A 23994-nucleotide genomic window follows, 5' to 3' on the forward strand; every position below is an offset into this window, starting at 1 on the left:
CCGGTGCGTCCCGCCCGGCCTGCTCAGGCCAGCCGGTCCAGCACGTCGGCCAGTTCCGGCGCCAGCGGCGCATTGATGGTGTAGGACGCGCGCCCGTCGTCGAGGGCGAACTCGAGCGAGGCCGCGTGCAGGAACAGGCGCCGCAGCCCGGCCTTGTCCCTCAGCCGGCGGTTGGCCTCGACCTCGCCGTACTTGTCGTCGCCGGCGACCGGATGCCCCAGGTGCTGCGCATGGACGCGGATCTGGTGGGTGCGGCCGGTGTCGATCCGCACCTCGCAGTAGGACTGGCCCCCGCGCCGCTCCAGCAGCCGGAAGTGGCTCAGCGATGGCTTGCCGGCCGGATCGACCTGGACATGGCGCTCCCCGCCCTGGCGCAGGCCCACGTGCAGCGGCGCGTCCACGCTCATGGTGCCGTCGGGCATGCGCCCGGTGAGCAGGGTCAGGTAGCGCTTGCGGATGCCGCCACCGGCGCCGCCCTCGCGCATCAGTGCCTGCAACTCGGCCAGCGCGGACCGCTTCTTGGCCACGACCAGCACCCCGGAGGTGTCGCGGTCCAGGCGGTGGGCCAGTTCCAGGGTCTGGCCCGGGCGCAGCGCGCGCAGGGTCTCGATCGCGCCGAAGGAGATGCCGCTGCCGCCATGGCTGGCCACGCCCGAGGGCTTGTCCAGGGCCAGCAGGCGGGCGTCCTCGAACACGATGGATGCCTCGATCCGCTGCAGCAGCCCCGGCGCCGGGGTGCCGCGTTCGGCCTCCCCCTCCAGCCGCACGGGGGGGATCCTGACCTCGTCGCCGGCCTCGAGCTTGCGCTCGGCCTTGGCCCGGCCACCGTTGACCCGGACCTGGCCGCTGCGGACCAGCTTGTAGACCAGGCTGCGCGGGGCGCCCTTGAGCTGGCCCAGCAGGAAGTTGTCCAGGCGCTGGCCTTCACGGTCGTCCGGCACCTTCACGGTGCGGGCGCCGGCCCGCGGAGCTTCGGGGTCGGTCATCGGCTTGTTAATTCTGTTAGACTCGGGGGGCGATGTAAGGGTTTGATTCCGCTGGAAGAAGCTGCAGGGCCAGAAGCCCGGGCTTCCCGCGATCCCGGCACAGTGCGCGACCACCGCCCCCGGGGCGGCCATGTTAGCGGCTTGCAGGCAGACCCGGCCATGGCCCGGTGGGTCAGAGCACCGGTAGCTGAACATGTCCCGCGTGGCGTCCGCGCCGCCGGCCCGCTGTACCCATAAGCCATTAGCAAGAGCGCTCCCGCGGCCCGCCGTGGTGTTGCAGCGCTGGAAACCAGGATCCGTCCGGACGCGCCATGCGCGACGGTCGGCGAAACCCGCCCCACCCGCCCCCGCGGGAACGGCGGGATTCCAGTCGGCGAACGCCCGGCGTTCCGCGCGGTAGAGCGCGCGAGGAACGCACCATGAAGCGAATGCTGATCAATGCCACGCAGGCGGAAGAACTGCGCGTGGCCATCGTCGACGGCCAGAACCTGTACGACATCGACATCGAACAGCCGTCGAAGGAACAGAAGAAGTCCAACATCTACAAGGGCCGCATCACCCGGCTCGAGCCCTCCCTCGAGGCGGCCTTCGTCGAGTACGGCGCCGAACGCCACGGCTTCCTGCCGCTGAAGGAAATCTCCCGCGACTACTTCCAGAGCGGCGTGGACCCGAACAAGGGCTCCATCCGCGAACTGCTGCGCGAAGGCCAGGAAGTGGTCGTCCAGGTCGACAAGGACGAGCGCGGCAACAAGGGCGCGGCGCTGACCACGTTCATCTCGCTCGCCGGCCGCTACATGGTGCTGATGCCCAACTCGCCGTCCGCCGGAGGGGTCTCGCGCCGGATCGAGGGCGACGACCGCGCCGAGCTGAAGAAGGCGATGGACGCCCTGCAGATCCCCGACGACATGGGCGTGATCATCCGCACCGCCGGCGTCGGCCGCGACGCGGAAGAGCTGCAGTGGGACCTGGACTATTTGCTGGCGGTCTGGCGCGCCATCGCCGAGGCCGCGCTGAGCAAGCCCGCGCCGTTCCTGATCTACCAGGAAAGCCGGCTGATCATCCGCGCGCTGCGCGACTACCTGCGCAACGACATCGGCGAGATCCTGGTCGACACCGAGGAGATGTACAACGACGCGCGCGAGTTCGTGCAGCAGGTGATGCCGCAGAACCTGCGCAAGCTCAAGCACTACAAGGACGACATCCCGCTGTTCAACCGCTTCCAGATCGAATCGCAGATCGAGAACGCGTACGAGCGGACCATCCGCCTGCCCTCCGGCGGCGCGTTGGTGATCGACCAGACCGAGGCGCTGACCGCGATCGACGTCAACTCCGCGCGCGCGACCAAGGGTGGCGACATCGAGGAGACCGCGTTCCACACCAACCTGGAAGCGGCCGAGGAAGTGGCGCGCCAGCTGCGCCTGCGCGACCTGGGCGGCCTGGTGGTGATCGACTTCATCGACATGTCCTCGTCCAAGCACCAGCGCGCGGTCGAGGACCGCCTGCAGGGTTCGCTCAAGTACGACCGCGCCCGCGTGCAGCTGGGCCGCATCTCGCGCTTCGGACTGATGGAGATGAGCCGCCAGCGCCTGCGCGCCAGCCTGGGCGAATCCAGCCAGATCGTCTGCCCGCGCTGCGAGGGCCATGGCCGCATGCGCAGCGTCGAATCGCTGTCGCTGTCGATCATCCGCGTCGCCGAGGAGCACGCGATGAAGGAGAACACCGGGCAGGTGCTGGTCCAGGCCCCGGTGGAGATCGCCAACTTCCTGCTCAACGAGAAGCGCGGCGCGCTGCGCGAGATCGAGACCCGCCACGACGCGCCGATCATCATCGTCGCCGACGAGCAGCTGCACACGCCCCATTACGAAGTCACCCGCCTGCGCGAGAACGAGCTCGGCGAGGAAAGCACCAGGCCCAGCTACCAGCGCGGCACCCCGCGCAAGCTGCCCGTGCATGCGCTGACCAAGGCCCAGCTCAACATCCCGCCGCCGCCGGCGGTGACCCGCGTCGCCCCGCCGCGCCCGGCCCCGGTGCGCGAGGAGCGCGAGGAAGCCCCCGCTCCGGTCGCCGCGGCACCGGCACCCAGGGCGCCGGCCCCCGCCCCCGCCACCGGCGGCGTCGTCGGCTTCTTCAAGCGCCTGTTCGGCGCCGAGCCTGCGCCCGCGGCCCCCAGCCGCGAGCGCCAGGGCCAGAACGAAGGCCGCGGCAACCGCACCGAGCGTGGTGAGCGTGGCGATCGCGGTGATCGCGGCCGTCGCGACGGCGGCAACGGCCAGCAGCAGGGCAACCGCGGCAACCAGCAGAAGCAGCGCGGCCAGCAGCAGGGCAAGGCCGGCAACGCCCCGCAGCCGTCCGGACAGAAGCAGGAACGCCAGCAGCCGCAGAAGGGCGCGCAGCCGGCGCAAGGCGGCCAGGCGGGCAACCGCCCGCCGCAGCCGCAGCAGCAGAAGCAGCCCAAGGCGCCGAAGCCGCCGGTCGAACCCCAGGACGCCGCCCGGCCAGCGCAGTCGTCGCCGGCCCCGCGTCCCCGTCCCGAGGACGCTCCGCGCCCGGTGGCCGCTCCCTCGCCCGAGACCGTCACCACCGACGCGGTCGTGGCCGGGCTCGCGGTCGCGGCGCCGGCGGCCATCGCGGCGGCCGACGCGTCGGCCACGCAGGCGGCAGTGACGGTGGCGGAAGGTATCGAAGGCACCGAACCTGGCGCCGACGCCGCAACCGGCGAAGGCGGCAGCCGCCGCCGTCGCGGCCGCCGTGGTGGCCGTCGTCGTCGCCGTGGCGGCGAAGCCGCGGGGGCGCTGGCCGAGGGCGGCGCCGAGATCGCCGACGAACTGGACGACGGCAACGATGACACCGACGCGGGCGAGCCGTCCGTCGGCGACGCACCGGTGAGCCCGGCTTCCGCGGGCCAGCCCGAGTTCGACTTCGACGACATCACCCCGCCGGCCGCGCCCGTCGAAGCGGCGGTGACCGCCGCCGAGCCGGCTCCGGCCGAGCGCGCTGCCGAGCCCGCCGCGGTCGTGGTGCAGGTGGCCGACGAGCCGCGCCCGGTGGCGGCCGAGCCCGCGCGTGCCGCGGTCGAGGCGGCAAGCATCGATCCGGCTCCCGCCATCGAGGTCGCCGCACCCGCCGAAGCCGCGGCGCTGGTGGCGGATGCCGACGCGGTCGCGCAGGTCCCGGCGGCTGCCCCGCAGGCCGATACCGCAGTCGCGCCCGCCGGCGAGCCGGTCCAATGGGAAGCGCCCGTCGCGGCGTCCGCGGAACCGGCGGCCGAACCGGTGGCGCAGGCCCCTGTGCCCACCACCGGCGGCCTGTTCGATGCCCCGCCGGAAGCGCCGCTGCCGGCCGCGGACGACGTCCCGGCGAACGGCACCGAAGCCGCGGTGGAGGGCACTGGCACCGTGTCCGACGACGTGGCCGACGAGGACGCGCCGGAGCGCACGCCGCGCTGATCGCCTGCGACCCATCCTCCCGTCTCCGGGAGGATGGGCGGCAACTCCGCCAGTATCAGATCGTGCTGACCGGATCCATCAGCCCGTAGCGCGCCGCCAGGCGGGCCAGGGCGATGCTGTCCTCGACGCCGACCTTCTCGAACAGGCGCGACTTGTGCGTGTTGACGGTCTTGGGGCTCAGGCTCAGGCGCTGGGCGATCGCATCCTGGCGGATGCCCTGCACCAGCAGCATCGCCACTTCGAGTTCGCGTGGCGACAGCGCATCGAACGGCGACACGTCGCCAGCCACGCTGGCCAAGGCCATGTTCTGCGCGATGCTGCTGCCCAGGTAGCGCTTGCCGCGGGCGGCGTCGCGAACCGCGTTGAGCAGTTCACGGGCGTCGCCGCCCTTGCCGACGTACCCGGAGGCGCCGACATCCAGCAGGCGCTTGGGCAATGGCCCGTCTTCCAGTACCGAGACGATCACCACGCGGCAACCCACGCGTCCGCGGATGATGCGTTCGGTGACTTCGAGGCCGCTGATGCCCGGCAGGTGCAGGTCGCACAGCACGACGTCGGGGCGATGCTTGCGGATCAGCGGCAGCGCGTCCTCGCCGCTTTCGGCTTCGCCGACGATCACGATGTCGGTCTCCGCCGACAGGATCATGCGCAGGCCGGTCCTGACCAGTGCATGGTCGTCCACCAGGAAAACACGGATGGTCATGCCGCTCCCTCGGTATGCCCCGTGCGCAGACTATCCCCCGTACTGCCGCCCGGCAAGCGCCCGCCCGGGCATACTGTGCCCCTGTTTCCGGGGAAACCTTCATGCACCAGCACACCCTGCTCCACCGGGCCCGACGCCCGGCCCTGTCCGCGCGGTTGTTCCTCGTCCTGCTCGCCGCGAGCCTGGCGGCACCCGCGGCGGCCGAAGCGCCGCACGAAGCCGTCGCCAACCGCTGGCTGGCGCAGGTGGCCGGGATCAGCGCCGGCGAGGACAGTGCGGCACGCGCCGCCGCGATCACCGCGCGCCTGGACGCGATGGGCGTGCCATGGCAGGAGCAGGCGTTCGAGCAGGAGGGAAGGCAGGGCCGCAACCTCGTCGCCGACCTCGGCGGTCCCGCGGATGCGCCGCTGCTGCTGATCGGCGCGCACTACGACCGGGTCGACGTCGGCCACGGCGCCACCGACAACGCCTCCGGCGTGGCGACCGTGCTCGAACTCGCCCGTGCCCTGCAGGCACGGCCGCTGCGCTCCCACCGGGTCAAGCTGGGGTTCTGGGACCTGGAGGAGCATGGCCTGCTCGGCTCGCGCGCCTGGGTCGCCGCCGCCGGCCAGGAACAGCCTGCCTTGTACGTCAACTTCGACGTGTTCGGCTGGGGCGACACGCTGTGGATGATGACGCCGCAGGACGGCACCCCGCTGGTCGCGGCCTTGCAGGCCGCCAGCAAGGGTGAAGGCCTGGGCTTCCAGCCGGGCGACCGGTACCCGCCCACCGATCACCTCGCCTTCCTCAAGGTGGGCTGGCCGGCGGTTTCCTTCTCGCTGGTCGGCGCCGACGAGATCCCGGCGATCCTGCAGGTCTTCGCCGGGCAGACGCCGGATCCCGCACCCAGGGTGATGCAGGTGATCCACAGCCCGCAGGACGACGACAGCCAGCTCGATGCCGGCAACGTGCCGAAGGCATTGCACGTGCTGGAAGCGGGCCTGCGGTCGCTGGACGCCGGGCCGGCAGCGCCGCGCGCGCCCTAGCGGGAGGGGTGTGGCGGAGAGAGTGGGATTCGAACCCACGGTAGTGTCGCCACTACGCCGGTTTTCAAGACCGGTGCCTTAAACCGCTCGGCCATCTCTCCGTGTGGATGCAGGCTGGCGATGCATCGGCATCGCGCCGTCGGGGTGCTCCACCTCGGCCGGGTCCATCCGCGTGCCGGGGCGCCGCCGCCGCGGAGCGCACGCCGTGCCGCACCGCGGCGGGATTGTCGCACGGGTCGCGGAAGCGATCAGCCCGCCTCGGCGCCTTCCGCCTGTTTCGCGCCGGCCTTGCCGCCGCAGTTTCCGCAGTCCAGGCGCGACGCCTCGATCTGCTGCGGCAGGTGCTCGGCCAGGAAGTCGATGAAGACCCGCACCGCCGGCAGCAGGCCGCGCCGCGAGGCGAACACCGCGTGGCAGATGCCCTGCGGCAACGACCACTCCGGCAGCACCACTTCCAGTTCGCCGCGGCGCACCGCTTCGGCGCACACGGTTTCCGGCAGCATGGTGATGCCGAACCCGTCCTTGACCATGGCCTGCAGCAGCGGGAAATCGAAACCGGCCACGCGCGGCTGCAGGTCGACGCGGCGGACCTCGCCGCCCGGGCCGTGCAGCTCCCAGCGCTGGTGCGCCTCGTCCTCGTGGATGCTCAGGGTCAGGTGCGAAGCGAGGTCGGAAGGATCCCGCGGGCGGCCGGCGCGGTCGAGGTACTTCGGGCTGGCCACCAGCAGCTCCTGGATCTGGCCGAAGCTGCGCATCACCAGGCTGCCGTCGTCGTCCAGTCGCGCACGCACGCGCAAGGCGACGTCGAAACCTTCGTTGATGAGGTCCACACGCCGGTTGCCGATGTGCAGCTGCAGCCGCACCTTCGGGTACTGCTCGAGGAACCTCGGCAGCAGCCTGGGCAGCTGCTGCTGCGCCAGGGCAACCGGCACGCTGACCCGGACCACGCCCCGCGGCTCGGCGCTGAGCCGGTCGACGACCTCGCGCGCGGCCTGCGCCTCGGTGAGCATCGTCTGCGCGTGGCGATACACGCTCATGCCGACATCCGTCACCGCGAAGCGGCGCGTCGAGCGCTGCAGCAGGCGCACGCCCATGTCGGTCTCCAGCTGGCTGATGCGCCGGCTCAGCCGCGACTTGGGGATGCCCAGGGCGCGCTCGGCGGCCGCGAAGCCGCCATGCTCGACCACCATGGCGAAATAGTAGAGGTCGTTGAGGTCCTGCATGGGCTATATTTCCATGTGCGGAACGGATGGTGGCATCTAACCACCTTTATCCTACTTTTGCAACAACGGATAGTGGCCTCCGACGCGGCGACCCGCCGCCCCGACAAGGACACGCCATGAAACTCCTGCACCTCGACTCCAGCGCCCTCGGCCCGAACTCGGTGACCCGGGAGCTGAGCGCAGCCATCGTCGCACAGTGGACCGCCGCTCCGGAGGGCGTGCGCGTGGAATACCGCGACCTCGATGCCAGTCCCCTTCCCCACCTGACCGGCGCAAGCCTGGCCAAGGCCGACCCTGGCGAGGCGGCCGATGCCGAACGCACGCTGCAGCAGTTCCTGGACGCGGACGTCGTGGTCATCGGCGCACCGATGTACAACTTCAGCATCCCCTCGACGCTCAAGGCCTGGATCGACCGGGTGGCGGTGGCCGGACGCACGTTCCGCTATACCGACAGCGGCCCGGAGGGCCTGGCCGGCGGCAAGAAGGTGATCATCGCCAGTGGTCGCGGTGGCGTGCACAGCGGCGCGCCGACCGACTTCCAGGAGCCGTACCTGCGCCAGGTATTCGCCTTCCTGGGCATCGACGACGTCGAGTTCGTCCGCGCCGAGGGCGTGGCCTATTCGGCGCAGCACCGCAGCGAGGCGATCGCCGGCGCCAAGGCCACGATCCCGCAGCCGAGCCGCCTGCGCGCTGCCGCCTGACGCTGCCGTAGCGGGGGCGGTGGCGACGTTGAGCCGGGGGATCAGGCGATGCGTTCGGCCCCGCCCATGTACGGGCGCAGCACCTCGGGCACGGTGATCGAGCCGTCGTCGTTCTGGTAGTTCTCCATCACCGCGATCAGCGCACGGCCCACCGCCACGCCCGAGCCATTGAGCGTATGCACGAGCTCGGGCTTGCCGGTGGCCGGATTGCGCCAGCGCGCCTGCATGCGTCGAGCCTGGAAATCGCCGCAGGTCGAGCAGGACGAGATCTCGCGGTAGGTGGCCTGCGAGGGCAGCCACACCTCCAGGTCATAGGTGCGGCGCGCGGAAAACCCCATGTCGCCGGTGCACAGCAGCACCTTGCGGTACGGCAGCCCCAGCTTCTCGAGCACGGTCTCCGCCGCGCGGGTCATGCGCTCGTGCTCGGCGTCGCTGTCCTCCGGCCTGGTGATCGACACCAGCTCCACCTTCTCGAACTGGTGCTGGCGGATCATGCCGCGGGTGTCGCGGCCACCGCTGCCGGCTTCCGAACGGAAACACAGCGAATGCGCGCTCATCCGCAGCGGCAGTCGCTCGGCTTCGACGATCTCCTCGCGCACGATGTTGGTGAGCGGAACCTCCGAAGTCGGGATCAGGTAGCGCCGGTGCTCGCCCAGTTCGGTCGAGAACAGGTCCTCCTCGAACTTCGGCAGCTGGCCGGTGCCCTGCAGCGAGTCGGCATTGACGATCAGCGGCACGCTGGTCTCCTCGTAGCCGTGCTCGCCGGTGTGCAGGTCGAGCATGAACTGCGCCAGCGCGCGGTGCAGCCGGGCCAGCTGGCCGCGCAGCACGGTGAAGCGCGCGCCCGAGAGCTTGGCGGCGGTGTCGGCGTCCAGCCAGCCGTGGCGCGCGCCGAGCTCGACGTGGTCCTTGACCTGGAAGTCGAAGCCGCGCGGCGTTCCCCAGCGGTGCTTCTCGACGTTGCCGGACTCGTCCGCCCCCTGGGGCACGTCATCGGCCGGGATGTTCGGAATGCCCAGCGAGATCGCGTCGATCCGCCCGCGGATCTCGTCCAGCCGCAGCTCGGACGACTTGAGCTCCTCGCCGAAGCCTGCGACCTCGGCCATCAGCGCCGACACGTCCGCGCCCTTGGCCTTGGCCTGCCCGATCGCCTTGGAGCGGGTGTTGCGCAGGTTCTGCAGCTCCTGGGTGCGCACCTGGATCGCCTTGCGCTCCGATTCCAGCGCTTCGATGGCGGGAATGTCGAGCAGGTAGCCACGGGTGGCCAGGCGTTCTGCCAGGACGGCGGTCTGGTTGCGGAGCAGCGCGGGATCGAGCATGGCGGGCAGCAGGCGGATTCGGTCGTCCATTATCCCCAATCGCGGCGGGCCGCGCCGCGGTTCACCGGGGCTGTGACAGAATCCGGCCGACGACCCACCGTAGCGCCCATGGCCCACACCCCCGCCCTGCCCGGTTTCCTCCAGCGCCTGCCCGGACGCTGGGTGCTCGTCGGCGCCGCTTTCCTCGGCGGATGGCTGCTGTTCGTGCTGGTGTGGCTGGTCGCGCGACGCGACGACGTGGCCGCGCCCGTGCCGATGCAGCCGGTGGCGGCGCCCGCGGCGTTCGAGCCCCTTCCGCGGCCGATGCCCGCAGGCGATGCCGCCACGCCGCTGCCGCCCCCTTCCGACGAGGCGCCGCGCCTGGTCGAGGCCGCGCCGCCGGCGCCCGCTCCCGCCGAGCCCGCTCCGCTGCCGCCCAGCCTCGAGGAGAACGCCCCCGCGGTCGCCGCTCCTGCGCAGCCTCCGGTTCCGCTGCCGGACCAGTCCCCGTCGCCCCGCTATCCGGTCGGGGCGCTGCGCCGTGGCGATACCGGTACCGTCGTGGTCCAGGTCGCGGTGGATGCCGAGGGCCGGCCGGTATCGGTGGAGGTGGTGGAGCGCAGCGGCTCGCGCGAGCTCGATCGTGCAGCCGTCGAGGCTGTTTCGCGCTGGCACTTCGCGCCGGCGCGCGACGCGGCGGGAGCCGCGGTCGCCGGCAGCCTGTCGGTGCCGATCGACTTCAAGCTCGAGTAACCGACTCGCTCACCGCGCCTGCAAGTCGCTGAACGGAGGCGCTTCAGCCGGGAAACGTTCAGCCAATCTCGACCTGGCGAAGACATCTATCTGCCGAGACTCGGTCGCGTCACCCCACCGAGGAATTCGCATGGCCACGTACACCACGCACCATCACGATGCCGCCCACGTAGCCCACGACGAACACGCCGCCCCGCGCCAGCGCACCTCGCCCGTGCTGGTCGCCGCGCTGGGCGTGGCGCTCGTCGCCCTCGGCGCGTGGTGGTACACGCAGCGCGACAACCGGGCCGCGGATGCGCCCGCCCCGGCCGCCACCACCCTTCCCTCCGAGCCGGTAGCGCCGCCGTCGACGGTCGCGACCCGTGACGCCCGGCCGGCCACGGACGCCCCGGGCCGTCGCGCGCCGGTCGTGGCCGATCGGCCCGCCCGCCCGCTGGCGGGCAACCCCATGCCCGAGTATCCGCGCGCCGCGTTGCGCAGCGGCGAGGAAGGCAGCGTGCTGCTGAGCATCGCGCTCGACGCCCGCGGCGTACCCACCGACGTGAACGTCATCCAGCGCAACGGCACCCGGGACCGCAGCTTCGATCGCGCGGCAATCCAGGCGGCGCGCCAGTGGCGCTTCGAGCCCGCGATCCGTGATGGCAAGGCGGTGCCGGCCACGGTGCAGCTGCCCGTGGATTTCCGCCAGGGCTGAGGTCGTCAGGCCTCAGGCGCGCAGGCCGAACCCGCAGCCGCGCGCCAGGGCGTCGAAGCCCGGGAACGACGTCGCCACGTTGGCTACGTCGTCCACCCTGACCTCTCCGGTGGCCCGTTGCGCGGCCACTGCGAAGGCCATGGCGATCCGGTGGTCGCCATGGCTTTCGATCGTTCCGGCGCCCAGCGCCCCCGGTTGGATGGTGGCGCCATCGGGCGTTTCGTCCACCCGCAGGCCCAGGGTACGCAAGCCTGTCGCCATCGCCGCGAGGCGATCGGATTCCTTGACCCGCAGTTCGGCGGCCCCACGGACCACGGTCGCGCCTTCGGCGCAGGCGGCTGCGACGAACAGCGCCGGGAACTCGTCGATCATGTCGGGGACCAGCGCTTCGGGCACGTCGATCCCACGCAATGGTGCATGCCGCACGACCAGGTCGGCGACCGGTTCGCCACCATGCGTGGCCGGGTTTTCCTCGCGGATATCAGCGCCCATCAGGCGCAACGCCTGCAGCAGGCCGGTGCGGCGCGGATTCAGGCCCACCGCCCGCAGGCGCAGTTCGGAACCGGGGACGATGCTGCCCGCGACCAGGAAGAACGCGGCCGAGGAGAAATCCGCGGGCACGGCGATGTCGGTCGCGCGCAGGCGCTGGCCGCCGCGCAGGCGCGCATGCCCCGGCGAAAATTCGATCTCCACGCCGAACGCCGACAGCATGCGCTCGGTGTAGTCGCGGGTCGGATGCGGTTCGGTGATCGCGGTTTCGCCCCGGGCGTACAGGCCCGCCAGCAACAGGGCGGACTTCACCTGGGCCGAGGCCACCGGCAGCGTGTAGTCGATACCGGCCAGGGCCTGGCCGCCGTGGATGCGCAGCGGCGGGGTGCCATCCTCCCGCGTGTCGATCCTGGCGCCCATCTGCGCCAGGGGCCCGGTGACGCGGCGCATCGGCCGCTTCGACAGCGATTCGTCGCCGACCAGCACGCTGTCGAACGGCTGCGCCGCCAGCAGTCCTGCCAGCAGGCGCATGCCGGTGCCGGCGTTGCCGCAGTCGAGCGGACCGTCGGCCGCCTTCAATCCGTCGACGCCGACCCCGTGCACGATCCGCCTCGACGGCGATGGCGTCTCGATGCGCACGCCCAGGCGCGAGAAGATCGCGGCGGTGGCGCGCGTGTCCTCGCCCTCCAGGAACCCGTCTACCGTCGACACGCCATCGGCCAGGGCGGCGAGCATCACCGAACGATGCGAGACCGATTTGTCGCCCGGGATGTCCAGCGTGCCGCGCAGCGGCTGCCCGGCGGTTGCGACCCAATGCTGCGACTGCGACATCTCTACTCCATGCGATGGGGGAAGGCCGTCGCCGACGGCCTCGTTTCATTGCGGCCCGCGGGCGTCCTAGGGAACCGCCACCGGGTACGAGCCCAGCACCTTCACCTGGGCCACGTGCTTTTCCAGTTCGGCCAGCGCCTGCTTCATCGCTTCGTCCTCGACATGGCCGGCCAGGTCGATGAAGAACGCGTATTCCCAGCGGGCCTGGTGCGAAGGCCGCGACTCGATCCGGTTCATGCTCACGCCATGGCGCGCGAACGGGCTGAGCACGTCGAACAGCGCGCCGGGCTTGTCGTGGATGAACACCAGGATCGAAGTGCGGTCATGGCCGGAAGGCGGGAAGATCTTGCGGCCGATCACCAGGAACCGCGTGGTGTTGTCCTTGTCGTCCTGGATCGGGCGCATGATGACCTTCTTCAGGCCATACACGTGCGCCGCGCTCTCGCCGGCGATGGCGGCCGCGTCGTCGGCGCCGCGCGCGCGGCGCGCGCCCTCGGCGTTGCTCGACACCGGGACCTTCTCGGCCTTGGGCAGGTTGGTCCGCAGCCAGCCGGCGGTCTGCGCGAACGCCTGGGGGTGCGCGTAGATGCGCTCGATGTCCTCGATCCGCCCGCTGCGCGAGAGCAGGTACTGGTGCACCAGCAGCTCCACTTCCCCGCAGATCTTCAGCGGCGAGGTCAGGAACATGTCGAGGGTGACCTGGATGGTGCCCTGGCCCGAATTCTCGACCGGCACCACGCCGAAGTCGGCATTGCCCGCCTCCACCTCCTGGAACACCTCCTCGATGCTGCCCAGCGGCAGGCCGTGCGCGGAGCGGCCGAAGTGCTTGAGCACCGCCTGCTGGCTGAAGGTTCCCTCCGGGCCGAGGTAGCCGATCTTCAGCGGTTCCTGCTGGGCCAGGCACGCGGACATGATCTCGCGGAACACGTGCACCAGCACTTCGTCCGACAGCGGACCCTCGTTGCGGTCCACCACCATGCGCAGGACCTGGGCCTCGCGTTCGGGCCGGTAATAGTCGACCGCCGCGGCCAGCTTGCCCTTGGCCTTGCCGACCTGCAGCGCGAAGCGTGCGCGTTCGGCGATCAGTTCCTGGATCCGGCGGTCGATGCCGTCGATCTGCGCGCGCACGTCGGAGAGCGCGGGCGGCGCATTGGCCGGCGGGGCGGCACGCCCGGCCACCGGCTTCTTGCGGGGAACCGGCGTGCCGGTCGCGGGTTTTCTCGGTGCTGCCATGGGTGGGTCCGTGTTCGGGGAGGCCGGCCGCGAAGCGGCGGGTGTGCGTCGCGGGCGGCGATGCTCCGCTCAGCCCTGACGCTGCTGGAAATCGCGCATGAAATCGACCAGGGCCTGCGCCCCGGCCACCGGCATGGCGTTGTAGAGCGATGCACGCAGGCCGCCGACCGCCTTGTGGCCCTTCAGCGCCAGCAGGCCGGCGGCTTTCGATTCGGCCACGAACCGGGCGGTCAGGGTTTCATCGGGCAGGAAGAACGGGATGTTCATGCGCGAGCGCGCAGCCGCAGCGACGTCGTTGCGGTAGAAGCCGCCGGACGCGTCGATGGCGCCGTAGACCAGCGCCGCCTTGGCCGCGTTGCGGCGGGCGAACTCCTCCACCCCGCCTTCGTCCAGCATCCATTTCACGGTCAGGCCGAGCAGGTACCAGTTCCAGGTCGGCGGCGTGTTGAGCATCGAGTCGCGGGCCGCGTGCGAGGCGTAGGTGAAGATATCGGCGCGGGGCTGGCCCTGGCGCTCGAGCAGCTCGCGCCGGACGATCATCACCGACACGCCGACCGGACCGAGGTTCTTCTGCGCGCCGGCGTAGATCAGCCCGTACCTGGACACGTCCAGCGGCTCCGAGGCGATGGACGAACTGAAGTCGGCGAACAGCGGCACCGCACCCACGTCGGGCGTGTCGCGGAACTCGACGCCGTGGATGGTCTCGTTCGCGGTGATGTGCACGTACGCCGCGTCCTGGCTGAGCGACCAGCCCGCGCGGGGCGGGATGTCGTGGAACCCGCCGGGCTCGCCATCGGCGGCCACGTGCACGTTGACGTAGGGCCTCACCTGCCTGATCGCGGTCTTGCCCCAGTGCCCGGTGACCACGTAGTCGACGGTCTGGCCGGGTGCGGCGAAGTTCAGCGCTAGCAGGGCCTGCTGGGTAGTGGCGCCACCGGCCTGGAACAGCACCGCATAGTCGTCGGGCACGGACAGCAAGGTGCGCAGGTCTGCTTCGGCCTGGGCGGCCACGCCCATGAATTCGGCCCCGCGGTGGCTCAGCTCGACGATCGACGCGCCCACCCCGTTCCAGTCCAGCATCTCGGCCTGCGCCTGGCGCAGCACCGGTTCCGGCAATGTCGCAGGGCCGGCACTGAAGTTGTAGGCGCGCGTCATGAACCACCCGTCACGAAAGGCCCCGTAGTATGCCGCAGTGCAGCGGTTGCGGGCGCAACCAAGGCTTGCGTGCCGGCGGCTGCACGCGCCCCGGGAACCCGGCGACCGGTGCCGTGGTCCCAGCCGTTGTCCGCCGATGGAGTCGACCGATGCGCCCCCCGCGCCTGCCCCGGATTCCCGCCAGCGAAATCACCGACGAGGCGGTCTACCGCGACCGGCGCAGGGTGCTGGCCGCCTTCGCCGCCAGCCCGCTGCTGGCCACCCTGCCCGGCTGCGCCGAGGCCGAACCCCCGCCTGCGCCGAAAGTCGCGATCAGCGCCGCGGATGCCCGGGCCGGATTCCGCACGGACGAGCCGCTGACCCGTTACGAGGATGTCACCACCTACAACAATTTCTACGAATTCGGCACCGACAAGGGCGACCCGTCGCGGGCGGCGAAGACGCTGCGCACCTCGCCGTGGTCGGTGACGGTTGATGGCGAGTGCGCCAGGCCGGGCCGCATCGCGCTGGACGACCTGCTGCGCGGGCTCGCCCCGCAGGAGCGCATCTACCGCCTGCGATGCGTCGAAGGCTGGTCGATGGTCGTGCCCTGGCTGGGGGCGCCGCTGGGCGAGGTACTCAGGCGCTTCGAGCCGACGTCGAAGGCGAAGTTCGTCGCCTTCACCACCCTGGCCGATCCACGCCAGATGCCGGGCATGCGCTACCGCTCGATCGACTGGCCGTACAAGGAAGGCCTGCGCATCGACGAGGCGATGCACCCGCTGACCCTGCTGGCGACCGGCCTGTATGGCAAGCCCCTGCCGCAGCAGAACGGGGCGCCGCTGCGCCTGGTGGTGCCATGGAAGTACGGCTTCAAGTCGATCAAGTCGATCGTGGCGATCCGCTTCAGCGAGCGCATGCCGGAGACCGCGTGGCACGAGTTGCAGCCGTCCGAGTACGGCTTCTTCTCCAACGTCAACCCGGCCGTCGACCACCCGCGCTGGAGCCAGAAGACCGAACGCCGCATCGCCGGGACCAAGAGCAAGCTGTTCGCCGAGCGCATCCCGACCCGGCCGTTCAACGGCTATGCCGAACAGGTCGCGCCGATGTACGCGGGCATGGACCTGCGCAAGTGGTACTGAGCGGAAGGTTGGCCCCGCACGCGCGCGCATCATGCGCATGAACCGGCCCGCGCGCCCGGCATCGACGCCCGCGCTTGCCTGGGCGAAAGCGCTCGTCCACGTGCTGTCGCTGCTGCCCGCGGCCTGGCTTGCGTGGCGGGTCTACCAGGTCTGGAGGACCGGAAGCGATGCGCTGGGAGCGGATCCCGTCGCCGAGATCGAGCACTTCACCGGCCTGTGGGCGCTGCGCTTCCTGCTGCTGACGCTGGCCATAACCCCGCTGCGGCAACTCACGGGCCGGTCGGTGCTGCTGCGCTTCCGGCGCCTGCTCGGGCTGTATGCGTTCTTCTACGCCTGCCTGCACCTGGCGGCCTACCTCGCGCTGGACCTGGGTGGCTACTGGACGCAGATCTTCGAGGAGATCGCCAAGCGGCCGTACATCACCGTGGGCTTCGCCGCATGGGTGCTGCTGCTGCCGCTGGCCGTGACCTCGACGGCCGGCTGGATGCGCCGCCTGGGCAGGCGCTGGGGCCAGCTGCACCGCCTGGTGTATGCGGTTGCGGTGCTCGCGGTGCTGCACTTCTGGTGGCTGGTCAAGTCCGACCTGCGGGAGCCCGCGCTGTACGCCGGCATCGTCTGCATCCTGCTGGGCTGGCGGGTCGTGCGCCGGTTCAGCGTGCGCCGAACCACAGCAGCGCGCTGAGCGCCAGGCCGGACAGCAGCGCCGCCAGCAGCAGCCAGGGCAGGCGCCGGGTCGACCCCGCCGGAACGTGCGCCGACGGCGTCGCCGGCAGCGGTGCGTCCGCCGCCGCGCCGCCCGGCGCGGGGGTGGCCGGGACCGCCGGAAACTCGACCACGAAGCGGTGCTGGCCGTCGAACACCACCTGGTCACCCGGGCCGAGCACCGCCTCGCGCACGGGCATGCCGTTCACCACGCTCGGCTCCTGCCCCAGGTTGCGCAGCAGGACCACGTCGCCGTGGCGCTCCAGGAGCGCGTGCCGCGCCGGGAACGCGGGATCGTCGATGCGGATGTCGGCCTCGCGCGATGCGCCGACCAGGCGGGTCGGCCCCAGGGTATAGCTGCGGCCGTGGTGCTGGCCGCCGACGCCGCGCAGGAGCACGCGTGGATCACCGGCGTGCTCGCCCGGATCCAGCGGGCCGGCCGCGCGCAACGGCGCGCGGACCAGCAGTTCGACCCCGTCCGCGTACACCGCATCGCCGGCACGCAGCAGCGCCATCCGCCGCACGGGCCGGCCATTGACGTGCACGGGGCGTGCCCCGGCGGGCACCTGCAGCCAGAGCCCGCGCTGGTCCAGGCAGAACTGGGCCATCAGGGCCGCGCCCGGCGCGTCGCCGATCCCGAGCAGCCCGTTGGCCTGCCGCACCAGCCGGTGGATTCCAGGGGACAGCGGGTGGTCGACCTGCTGGCGATTGCTGAAATGGAGTTGCAGGTCGGTCATTCGGAACAGAGCCTAGCAAATCACGCCCCCCTGTCGCCGCCGGTGCCCCGGCGCTACTCTTGCCCGCCCGTTCCCCTCCGCCCGCCATGTCACGCATCGACATCCTCCATCCGCACACCCGCAGCGCCGACGAGGCGCGTTCCATCGTCGACGGCATCGCCGCCCAGCTGCGCGAGCGCTTCGGGGTGTCCGGCGCATGGGAGGGCGATGCGGTGATGCTTTCCGGCCCGGGGCTGACCGGCCAGGTGCAGCTTCTGCCGCAGCAGGTCCGGGTGACCGCCGAACTCGGCTTCCTGCTGTCGGCCCTGCGCGGGCAGGTCGAAGCCGAGATCCGCCGCGTGCTTGGGGAGCGGCTGGACTGAGCGCGGCTCACGCGCCCTTATCGCCCGCTTGCGGACACTGACCCGGTCTTCCCCACACGTCAGGACCCGGACATGAGTGCCGACCCGCATCACGCTTCAGGCCGTGGCAGCGTCGCCGACTTCCAGGCGCAGGCCTCGCGCATCGCCCGTGAGATGGGCGAGAACGCCCACCAGGTATGGCTCGCCGGGATCGGCGCGCTTGCCCGCGCGCAGAGCGAGGGCAGCCGCCTGTTCGAACAGCTCGCCGAGGAAGGACGGCAGGTCGAGGATGGCGAGGCGCCGGCCGGTGGCGCGGCGAACCGCCTCGACGGCCTGCGGCAGAGCCTGGACGCGGCGATGGGCCGCGCCCAGGCACGCGCAGGCGAGGCCTGGGACAGCATGGGCCGCATGTTCGAACAGCGCGTGCAGCAGGCATTGCGCCAGCTCGACGTGCCGACCCGCGACGACCTCGATGCGCTCGGTGCACGGATCGATGCGCTGACGCTGGAGTTGCAGCGGTCGCGTGCCCAGGCTCCGGCTGACGGTTCCGCAGCAGCCACGCCAGGCGTACCGCCCACCGTCTGATGACGCGCGCCGGCGCGCGTTTTGTTGCACAGCACAAGACGCTGCGGCAGAATCGGAACCGGCCCGCCAGTCCAACCGCCGTTTGCTCCCCTCCCCTCTCGGCTACCGGACTGGCGGGCCTTCTCGTGTCCGTTCGCTCCACGCCGGTCCGCGGGACGCAGCGCGAAACCGGGTAACATCTCGCCCCGGACAGGGGTTATCTCGCAGGGATCGGCATGTCTTCCTGGATTCTGGGACTGGGCCTGGCGGCGCTGGTCGCCGTGCTGGCGGTCCTGTACGTATGGCTGGTCCGGCGGCCGCTGGCGGAAACGTCGGCGGGCCTGCGCGCACTGGCCAACCTGCGCTGGCGGGAATTCGCCACCATCATCGGCCAGGCGATGCAGCAACGCGGCCTTCGTGATGCCAGCCTCGGTCCCGAACAGGGCGGCGACTCCACCAGCAGCCAGTTGCTGATGACCGATGGCGACGGCCGCTGGCTGCTGTCGTGCAAGCACGGGCTGGCCTACCGCCTGGGCGCGTCGAGCGTGGACGAGCTGGTCGGCGCGATGGACCTGGCGGGCGCCCGCAACGGGATCCTGCTCACCCAGGGCCACGCCGAACGCGATGCCCTTGCCGCCGCGAGCATGCATGGCATCGAAGTGATCGACGGGCGCCGCCTGTGGCCGCTGCTCAAGCCGTTCCTGCAGGCCGAGACCACCAGCGGTATCGAGGTGGCGGCGCGGGCGCAGGCCAAGCGGCAGACCGGGCTGGCGGTGGCCGGTGCGCTGGCGCTCGGCCTGGCCGTCGCCGTCCTGCTGCCACGGCTGCAGGCGCCGTCCGCCGAGCGTGCGTCGCCGCCGCCCGCCACCGCTGCGGCACCCGCTGCGCAGACCTCGCCGCCGGCGGCGGAACCCGCTGCGGCCGCCGAGGACGTGATCCTGGACAACCCCGATGACGCCACCCTCGCGCGCTACCAGGGCGATGTGGCACGCACGCTGACCACGGTGCCGGGCATTACCCGGGCGTACTGGCTGACCCGGGCGACGCTGGTGATCGACCGCGACGCCGCCGACCAGATGGTCTGGCCGCTGATCTGCAGCGAACTGGAACGCTATCCCGCGCTGCGCACGTCCCGGGTGCAGCTCAATCCACGGCCCGGAAGCGACGAAGTGGTCCGCTGGAGGCAGTGCCGCACCGTCTGACGGCGCCGCGTGGCGTACGCAAGCAGAAACGCCGGCGCATGGCCGGCGTTTCCGTTCCTGCGGAAGTGGAACGCGGTCAGGCCTGGGGCGCGACGTCCCCGGTAACGGCATCGTCGCCCCTTGCGACCACCGGTTCGTCCTCGTCGTCCAGCGAAGCGTCCACCCGTTCGACCGCCTGCAGCGACTCGCCTTCGGACAGCCGGATCAGGGTCACGCCCTGGGTGTTTCGGCCGACCTGCGAGATCTCGGAGGCGCGGGTACGCACCAGCGTGCCGCCATCGGAGATCAGCAGCACCTCGTGCTGCTCGGACAGCTGGATCGCGCCGACCAGCTTGCCGTTGCGCGCGGTGGTCTGGATCGCGATCACGCCCTGGGTGCCACGGCCCTTCTTCGGGTACTCCTCCAGAGGCGTGCGCTTGCCGTAGCCGCGCTCGCTGGCGGTAAGGATGTCGCCCTCGCCGTCCGGCACCACCAGGCTCACCACCTCCTCGCCCTGGGCCAGGCGGATGCCGCGCACGCCGGTGGCGGTGCGGCCCATCGAACGCACCTCCGATTCGTCGAAGCGCACCGCCTTGCCGTTGGAGGCGAACAGCATGATGTCGCTGCCGCCGTGGGTCAGGGCCACGCCGACCAGCGCATCGCCGTCGTCCAGGCTGATCGCGATCTTGCCGCGCGCCAGGCGGAAGGCAAACTCGGTCAGCGGGGTCTTCTTGACCGTGCCGTCGCGGGTGGCGAAGAACACGTACCAGCCTTCGGCGTACTCGCGCACCGGCAGCACGGCCTGGACCTTCTCGCCTTCCTCCAGCGGGATCCAGTTGATGATCGGCCGGCCGCGCGCGTTGGAACCGGCCTCCGGCAGCTGGTGCACCGGTAGCCAGAACACCTTGCCGTTGCTGGTGAACGTCAGCAGCGTGTCGTGCGTGTTGACCAGCCACAGCTGGTCGATGAAATCCTCTTCCTTGGTCGCCGCCGCGCTGCGGCCGCGGCCGCCGCGCTTCTGCGCGCGATACGCCGACACCGGCTGGCGCTTGGCGTAGCCGGCGTGCGACAAGGTGACCACCACGTCTTCCGGCGCGATCAGGTCCAGGATGTCCAGGTCTTCCTCGCTGGCGCGGATCTCGCTGCGGCGGGCGTCGCCGAACTCTTCCTTGAGGTTGTTCAGCTCGGTGCGGATCACCTCGCGCAGCACGTCCGGGTTCTCGAGGATCTCGATCAGGCCGCGGATGGTCTCGAGCAGCTGGCGGTACTCGTCGGTCAGCTTGTCCTGCTCCAGCCCGGTCAGGCGGTGCAGGCGCATTTCCAGGATCTGCTGGGCCTGGACCTCGGTCAGGTGGTACTTGCCCTCGATGAAGCCGACGCCGTCCGGCAGGTCGTCCGGGCGCGAAGCCTCGGCACCGGCCGCGGCCAGCAGCGCGCCGACCAGGCCGGGCTCCCAGGTCCGGCCGAGCATGCGCTCCTTGGCCACCTGCGGGCTTTCGGAGGTCTTGATCAGCTCGATCATCTCGTCGATGTTCGCCAGCGCGACGGTCAGGCCTTCCAGCACGTGGGCCCGGGCGCGCGCCTTGCGAAGCTCGAAGATGGTCCGGCGGGTCACCACTTCGCGGCGGTGGCGCAGGAACGCCTCGAGGATCTGCTTGAGGTTGACCAGCTGCGGGCGGCCGTCGACCAGGGCGACCATGTTGATGCCGAACACCGACTCCAGCTGGGTCTGCTGGTAGAGGTTGTTGAGCACCACCTCGGCCGATTCGCCGCGCTTGACCTCGATGTAGATGCGCATGCCGTCCTTGTCGGACTCGTCGCGCAGCTCGGAGATGCCCTCGATCTTCTTTTCCTTGACCAGCTCGGCGATCTTCTCGATCAGCCGCGCCTTGTTCACCTGGTAGGGGATCTCGGTGACGATGATCGATTCGCGGCCGTTGTCGGCCACTTCCACGTCGGCCTTGGCGCGCATGCGCACGCGGCCACGCCCGGTGCGGTACGCCAGCTGGATGCCGCCGACGCCGTTGATGATGCCCGCGGTCGGGAAGTCCGGGCCGGGGATGTACTGCATCAGGCCGTCGACGTCGAGCTCGGGGTCGGCGATCAGCGCGAGCAGGCCGTCCACCACCTCGGTCAGGTTGTGCGGAGGAATATTCGTGGCCATGCCCACGGCAATACCGGCCGAACCATTCACCAACAGGTTCGGGAACCGGGTCGGCATGACCGTCGGCTCCAGTTCCTTCTCGTCGTAGTTGGGCTGGAAATCGACGGTTTCCTTGTCGATGTCGGCCATCAGCTCGTGGGTGAGGCGGGACATGCGCGCCTCGGTGTAGCGCATCGCCGCGGCGGAGTCGCCGTCGACCGAACCGAAGTTGCCCTGCCCGTCCACCAGCAGGTAGCGCAGCGAGAACGGCTGCGCCATGCGCACCAGGGTGTCGTACACCGACTGGTCGCCGTGCGGGTGGTACTTACCGATGACGTCACCGACGATGCGCGCGGACTTGTAGTACGGCTTGTTGCTGTGCGCGCCCAGTTCGTTCATCGCGAAGAGCACCCGGCGGTGCACCGGCTTGAGGCCGTCGCGCACGTCGGGAAGCGCGCGCCCGACGATCACGCTCATCGCGTAATCGAGGTAGCTGCGGCGCATTTCGTCTTCGAGGTTGACCGGGATGATTTCTTTCGCGAGGTCGGTCATCAGGACTCTTCGGCGGGTCGTGGTCAGGTGCGCGCGGCGTGCCGTCCAACGGCGCCGGCGCGGCGTTGCGGAAGGACTTCGCGCAACCGGTCGATTCTAGCACAGCCGACCGCCGAAAAGGCCACTATTTCCACGCAGAAACAAGCACTTGCGACCCTTCGCGAGAGCCGCGGGCGGCCCGGGGCGCGGAACTTCCCGGACAGCGGTCCAACCCGCTCCCGCACCACGTTGCCGGGCGGCCAGGGCGGCGGGCCCGGCAGCAGGACCGCGATGTCGGGACCGGGAAGAAACCCGGTCCGCGCGCGGCGTCAGCCGGCGAACATCGCCCGCATCCGTGCCGTGTCGGGACGCTCCACCACGCCCTTCTCGGTGACGATGGCATCGATCAGCGCGGCGGGCGTGACGTCGAACACCGGGTTCCACGCGGCGATGCCCTCGGCCACGGTGCGCACTCCGCCGAGGCCGTGCAACTCGCCAGGGTCGCGCTGCTCGATCTCGATCGCCGCACCGTCCGCGGTCTCCAGGTCGACCGTGGAGGACGGGGCCACCACCATGAACTTCACCCCGTGGTGGCGGGCGGCGATGGCCAGCTGGTAGGTGCCGATCTTGTTGGCGGTGTCGCCATTGGCGCAGATCCGGTCCGCCCCGACCACCACCCACTGCACCGCGCCGGTCTTCATCAGGTGCGCGGCGGCCGAATCGGCGATCAGGGTGGCGTCGATGCCGTCCTGCTGCAGTTCCCACACGGTCAGGCGCGCGCCCTGCAGCCAGGGCCGGGTCTCGCCGGCGAACACCTTGGCGATGCGGCCCTCGGCCACGCCGGCGCGGATGACCCCGAGCGCGGTGCCGAACCCGGCGGTCGCCAGCGAGCCGGTGTTGCAGTGGGTCAGCACGCCGCTGCCAGGGGCGACCAGGCCCGCGCCCAGCGCCCCCATGTGGCGGTTGGCGGCCAGGTCCTCGTCGGCGATCGCGCGGGCCTCGCGCTCGAGCACGTCGCGCCAGTCGCTGCCGGCACCCGCCAGGGCACGGCGCATCCGCGACAACGCCCAGGCCAGGTTGACCGCGGTCGGACGGGCCGCGTTGAGCCGCTGCAGCGCCGGCTCCAGCCGGGCGGCCGCCTCCACGCCATCGCTCGCATCGACCGCGCGCGCGGCCAGGACCACGCCCCAGGCGGCGGCGATGCCGATCGCCGGGGCGCCGCGCACCGCCAGCTCGTGGATCGCGCGGGCGACCTCGTCGCTGTCGCGGCAGGTGACGTGCTCCACCGCGAACGGCAGGCGCCGCTGGTCGAGCAGTTCAAGCGCATCGCCGGTCCACAGGATCGGGCGGATGTGGTCGTAGCGGTCGAAGTCGAAGGCGGTTTCCATGCGTGGATTCTAGCGTTCTACGCGGCTATTCGACGCTGAACTCGCCGCGGCAGCCCTTGTCGACCCAGATCCGTTCGGCATCCCAGCCCCAGGTGCGGCCTTCCTCGCATGCCATCCCGGACAGCTGCCGGAGCAGGCTCGCCCGGTGCTCGATGGTGGTCCCGCAGCTGCGCTTGATCCGGTCCTTGGATTCGCAGGTGACCAGCCGCGCGCCGGGTGGAAACCCGCCGTCGCGTTCGCCGATCTCGAATTCGCCCTTGCAGCCGCGCGATACCCAGACCTCGTTGCGCCCGACGCCCCAGCTCTCGTCGCGGCGGCACGGCAGGGCCGAGCGCTGGCGCAGCAGGCGGACCGGCGCCCCGCGCAGGCTGACCGCGCAGCTCTCGGTGCGCCCGCCTTCGGATTCGCAGCGGATCATCCGGCGCTTGACCGCCGCCGGCTCGCCGCGGGCCCGGAATTCGGCGCGGCAACCGCGAGCGACCCATACCCCGTCGCCATCGACCCCCCAGTCGGATTCGCGGATGCAGGTGTTGCCGGACAGCTGGCGGACCAGGTCGACGCCACCGCCGGTGTCCATCGGGCAGTGCACGCGGCGCATGTCGTCCGATTCGCACCGCACCACGTCCATGGCGTCGTCCGCGCGCGCGGCCGCCGGCCGCGCCGCGGCCCCCCCCGCCCCCCCCCCCCCCCCCCCGGCCCGGGGGGGCGGCCGCGCCCGCGGCCGCCGGCAGCGCGGCGGCCATCCATGC

Annotated in this window: 21 protein-coding genes and 1 tRNA gene; 10 read left to right on the forward strand and 12 right to left on the reverse strand. The window is 71.2% G+C overall.

The window, feature by feature from the left end:
- Positions 1-23: 23 nt before the first annotated feature.
- A complete protein-coding gene (locus ACA089_RS05240; protein ID WP_372014112.1) occupies positions 24-986 on the reverse strand; it encodes an RluA family pseudouridine synthase in 963 nt (320 codons plus the stop codon).
- A gap of 428 nt (positions 987-1414) precedes the next feature.
- Between ACA089_RS05240 and ACA089_RS05245 the strand changes: the two genes are divergently transcribed.
- Positions 1415-4432, forward strand: coding sequence for an Rne/Rng family ribonuclease (locus tag ACA089_RS05245; protein ID WP_372017667.1), 3018 nt, complete (start codon positions 1415-1417; stop codon positions 4430-4432).
- 55 nt (positions 4433-4487) lie between these two features.
- Here the strand turns inward: ACA089_RS05245 and ACA089_RS05250 are convergent, their stop codons facing one another.
- On the reverse strand, positions 4488-5135 hold the full coding sequence (locus tag ACA089_RS05250; RefSeq protein ID WP_372014115.1) for a response regulator: 648 nt from the start codon (positions 5133-5135) through the stop codon (positions 4488-4490).
- 101 nt (positions 5136-5236) lie between these two features.
- Between ACA089_RS05250 and ACA089_RS05255 the strand changes: the two genes are divergently transcribed.
- The gene (locus tag ACA089_RS05255) at positions 5237-6160 is read left to right on the forward strand and encodes a M28 family metallopeptidase (RefSeq protein WP_372014118.1); all 924 of its coding nucleotides are present in this window, start codon (positions 5237-5239) and stop codon (positions 6158-6160) included.
- Between the two features lie 11 nt (positions 6161-6171).
- On the opposite strand, the gene ACA089_RS05260 is transcribed toward ACA089_RS05255, so the two are convergent.
- Positions 6172-6261 (reverse strand) — tRNA-Ser (locus tag ACA089_RS05260).
- 147 nt (positions 6262-6408) lie between these two features.
- Entirely contained in the window at positions 6409-7383 is a 975-nt protein-coding gene (locus tag ACA089_RS05265; protein WP_372014121.1) for a LysR family transcriptional regulator, read from the reverse strand.
- Between the two features lie 116 nt (positions 7384-7499).
- Here ACA089_RS05265 and ACA089_RS05270 point away from each other — a divergent pair, with 116 nt between their 5' ends.
- Positions 7500-8084 (forward strand): FMN-dependent NADH-azoreductase, encoded by a 585-nt coding sequence (locus ACA089_RS05270; RefSeq protein WP_372014124.1) that lies wholly within the window; start codon positions 7500-7502, stop codon positions 8082-8084.
- 41 nt (positions 8085-8125) lie between these two features.
- Here the strand turns inward: ACA089_RS05270 and serS are convergent, their stop codons facing one another.
- Positions 8126-9403, reverse strand: coding sequence for a serine--tRNA ligase (gene serS, locus ACA089_RS05275; RefSeq protein ID WP_372017669.1), 1278 nt, complete (start codon positions 9401-9403; stop codon positions 8126-8128).
- Positions 9404-9511: 108 nt separating this feature from the next.
- Here serS and ACA089_RS05280 point away from each other — a divergent pair, with 108 nt between their 5' ends.
- Positions 9512-10135: an energy transducer TonB gene (locus tag ACA089_RS05280; RefSeq protein WP_372014127.1), complete on the forward strand. Its 624-nt coding sequence runs from the start codon at positions 9512-9514 to the stop codon at positions 10133-10135.
- A gap of 130 nt (positions 10136-10265) precedes the next feature.
- Complete coding sequence (locus ACA089_RS05285) at positions 10266-10829, forward strand: energy transducer TonB (protein WP_372014130.1); 564 nt, start codon at positions 10266-10268, stop codon at positions 10827-10829.
- 12 nt (positions 10830-10841) lie between these two features.
- Here the strand turns inward: ACA089_RS05285 and aroA are convergent, their stop codons facing one another.
- The 3 genes from aroA to serC form a co-directional block, all read right to left on the reverse strand.
- Complete coding sequence (aroA, locus tag ACA089_RS05290) at positions 10842-12149, reverse strand: 3-phosphoshikimate 1-carboxyvinyltransferase (protein ID WP_372014133.1); 1308 nt, start codon at positions 12147-12149, stop codon at positions 10842-10844.
- Positions 12150-12215: 66 nt separating this feature from the next.
- The gene (gene pheA / locus ACA089_RS05295) at positions 12216-13382 is read right to left on the reverse strand and encodes a prephenate dehydratase (RefSeq protein WP_372014136.1); all 1167 of its coding nucleotides are present in this window, start codon (positions 13380-13382) and stop codon (positions 12216-12218) included.
- Positions 13383-13451: 69 nt separating this feature from the next.
- Positions 13452-14537, reverse strand: coding sequence for a 3-phosphoserine/phosphohydroxythreonine transaminase (gene serC / locus ACA089_RS05300; protein WP_372014139.1), 1086 nt, complete (start codon positions 14535-14537; stop codon positions 13452-13454).
- 149 nt (positions 14538-14686) lie between these two features.
- Between serC and msrP the strand changes: the two genes are divergently transcribed.
- Together msrP and msrQ are read left to right on the forward strand one after the other, a co-directional pair.
- Entirely contained in the window at positions 14687-15658 is a 972-nt protein-coding gene (gene msrP, locus ACA089_RS05305) for a protein-methionine-sulfoxide reductase catalytic subunit MsrP (RefSeq protein ID WP_372014142.1), read from the forward strand.
- A 37-nt stretch (positions 15659-15695) separates the two neighbouring features.
- The gene (msrQ, locus tag ACA089_RS05310; protein WP_372014144.1) at positions 15696-16340 is read left to right on the forward strand and encodes a protein-methionine-sulfoxide reductase heme-binding subunit MsrQ; all 645 of its coding nucleotides are present in this window, start codon (positions 15696-15698) and stop codon (positions 16338-16340) included.
- On the opposite strand, the gene ACA089_RS05315 is transcribed toward msrQ, so the two are convergent.
- Positions 16309-17097 carry an FHA domain-containing protein gene (locus ACA089_RS05315; RefSeq protein WP_372014147.1) on the reverse strand — a complete coding sequence of 263 codons (789 nt, stop codon included), beginning with the start codon at positions 17095-17097 and terminating at the stop codon, positions 16309-16311. The genes msrQ and ACA089_RS05315 overlap by 32 nt on opposite strands.
- An 86-nt stretch (positions 17098-17183) precedes the next feature.
- Here ACA089_RS05315 and ACA089_RS05320 point away from each other — a divergent pair, with 86 nt between their 5' ends.
- From ACA089_RS05320 to ACA089_RS05330, 3 genes are all read left to right on the forward strand, one after another.
- A complete protein-coding gene (locus ACA089_RS05320; RefSeq protein ID WP_372014149.1) occupies positions 17184-17459 on the forward strand; it encodes a polyhydroxyalkanoic acid system family protein in 276 nt (91 codons plus the stop codon).
- Between the two features lie 72 nt (positions 17460-17531).
- The gene (locus tag ACA089_RS05325; RefSeq protein ID WP_372014151.1) at positions 17532-18023 is read left to right on the forward strand and encodes a phasin family protein; all 492 of its coding nucleotides are present in this window, start codon (positions 17532-17534) and stop codon (positions 18021-18023) included.
- A 215-nt stretch (positions 18024-18238) separates the two neighbouring features.
- Complete coding sequence (locus ACA089_RS05330) at positions 18239-19204, forward strand: restriction endonuclease (RefSeq protein WP_372014156.1); 966 nt, start codon at positions 18239-18241, stop codon at positions 19202-19204.
- Positions 19205-19280: 76 nt separating this feature from the next.
- Here the strand turns inward: ACA089_RS05330 and gyrA are convergent, their stop codons facing one another.
- The 3 genes from gyrA to ACA089_RS05345 form a co-directional block, all read right to left on the reverse strand.
- Positions 19281-21878, reverse strand: a complete 2598-nt coding sequence (gene gyrA, locus ACA089_RS05335; RefSeq protein WP_372014159.1) for a DNA gyrase subunit A — start codon at positions 21876-21878, stop codon at positions 19281-19283.
- 308 nt (positions 21879-22186) lie between these two features.
- Entirely contained in the window at positions 22187-23245 is a 1059-nt protein-coding gene (mtnA, locus tag ACA089_RS05340; RefSeq protein ID WP_372014162.1) for an S-methyl-5-thioribose-1-phosphate isomerase, read from the reverse strand.
- 25 nt (positions 23246-23270) lie between these two features.
- On the reverse strand, positions 23271-23873 hold the full coding sequence (locus ACA089_RS05345) for a DUF3011 domain-containing protein (RefSeq protein ID WP_372014165.1): 603 nt from the start codon (positions 23871-23873) through the stop codon (positions 23271-23273).
- Positions 23874-23994 lie beyond the last annotated feature (121 nt).

Source organism: Pseudoxanthomonas fibrivorans, from assembly GCF_041464125.1.
Taxonomy (GTDB): Bacteria; Pseudomonadota; Gammaproteobacteria; order Xanthomonadales; family Xanthomonadaceae; genus Pseudoxanthomonas.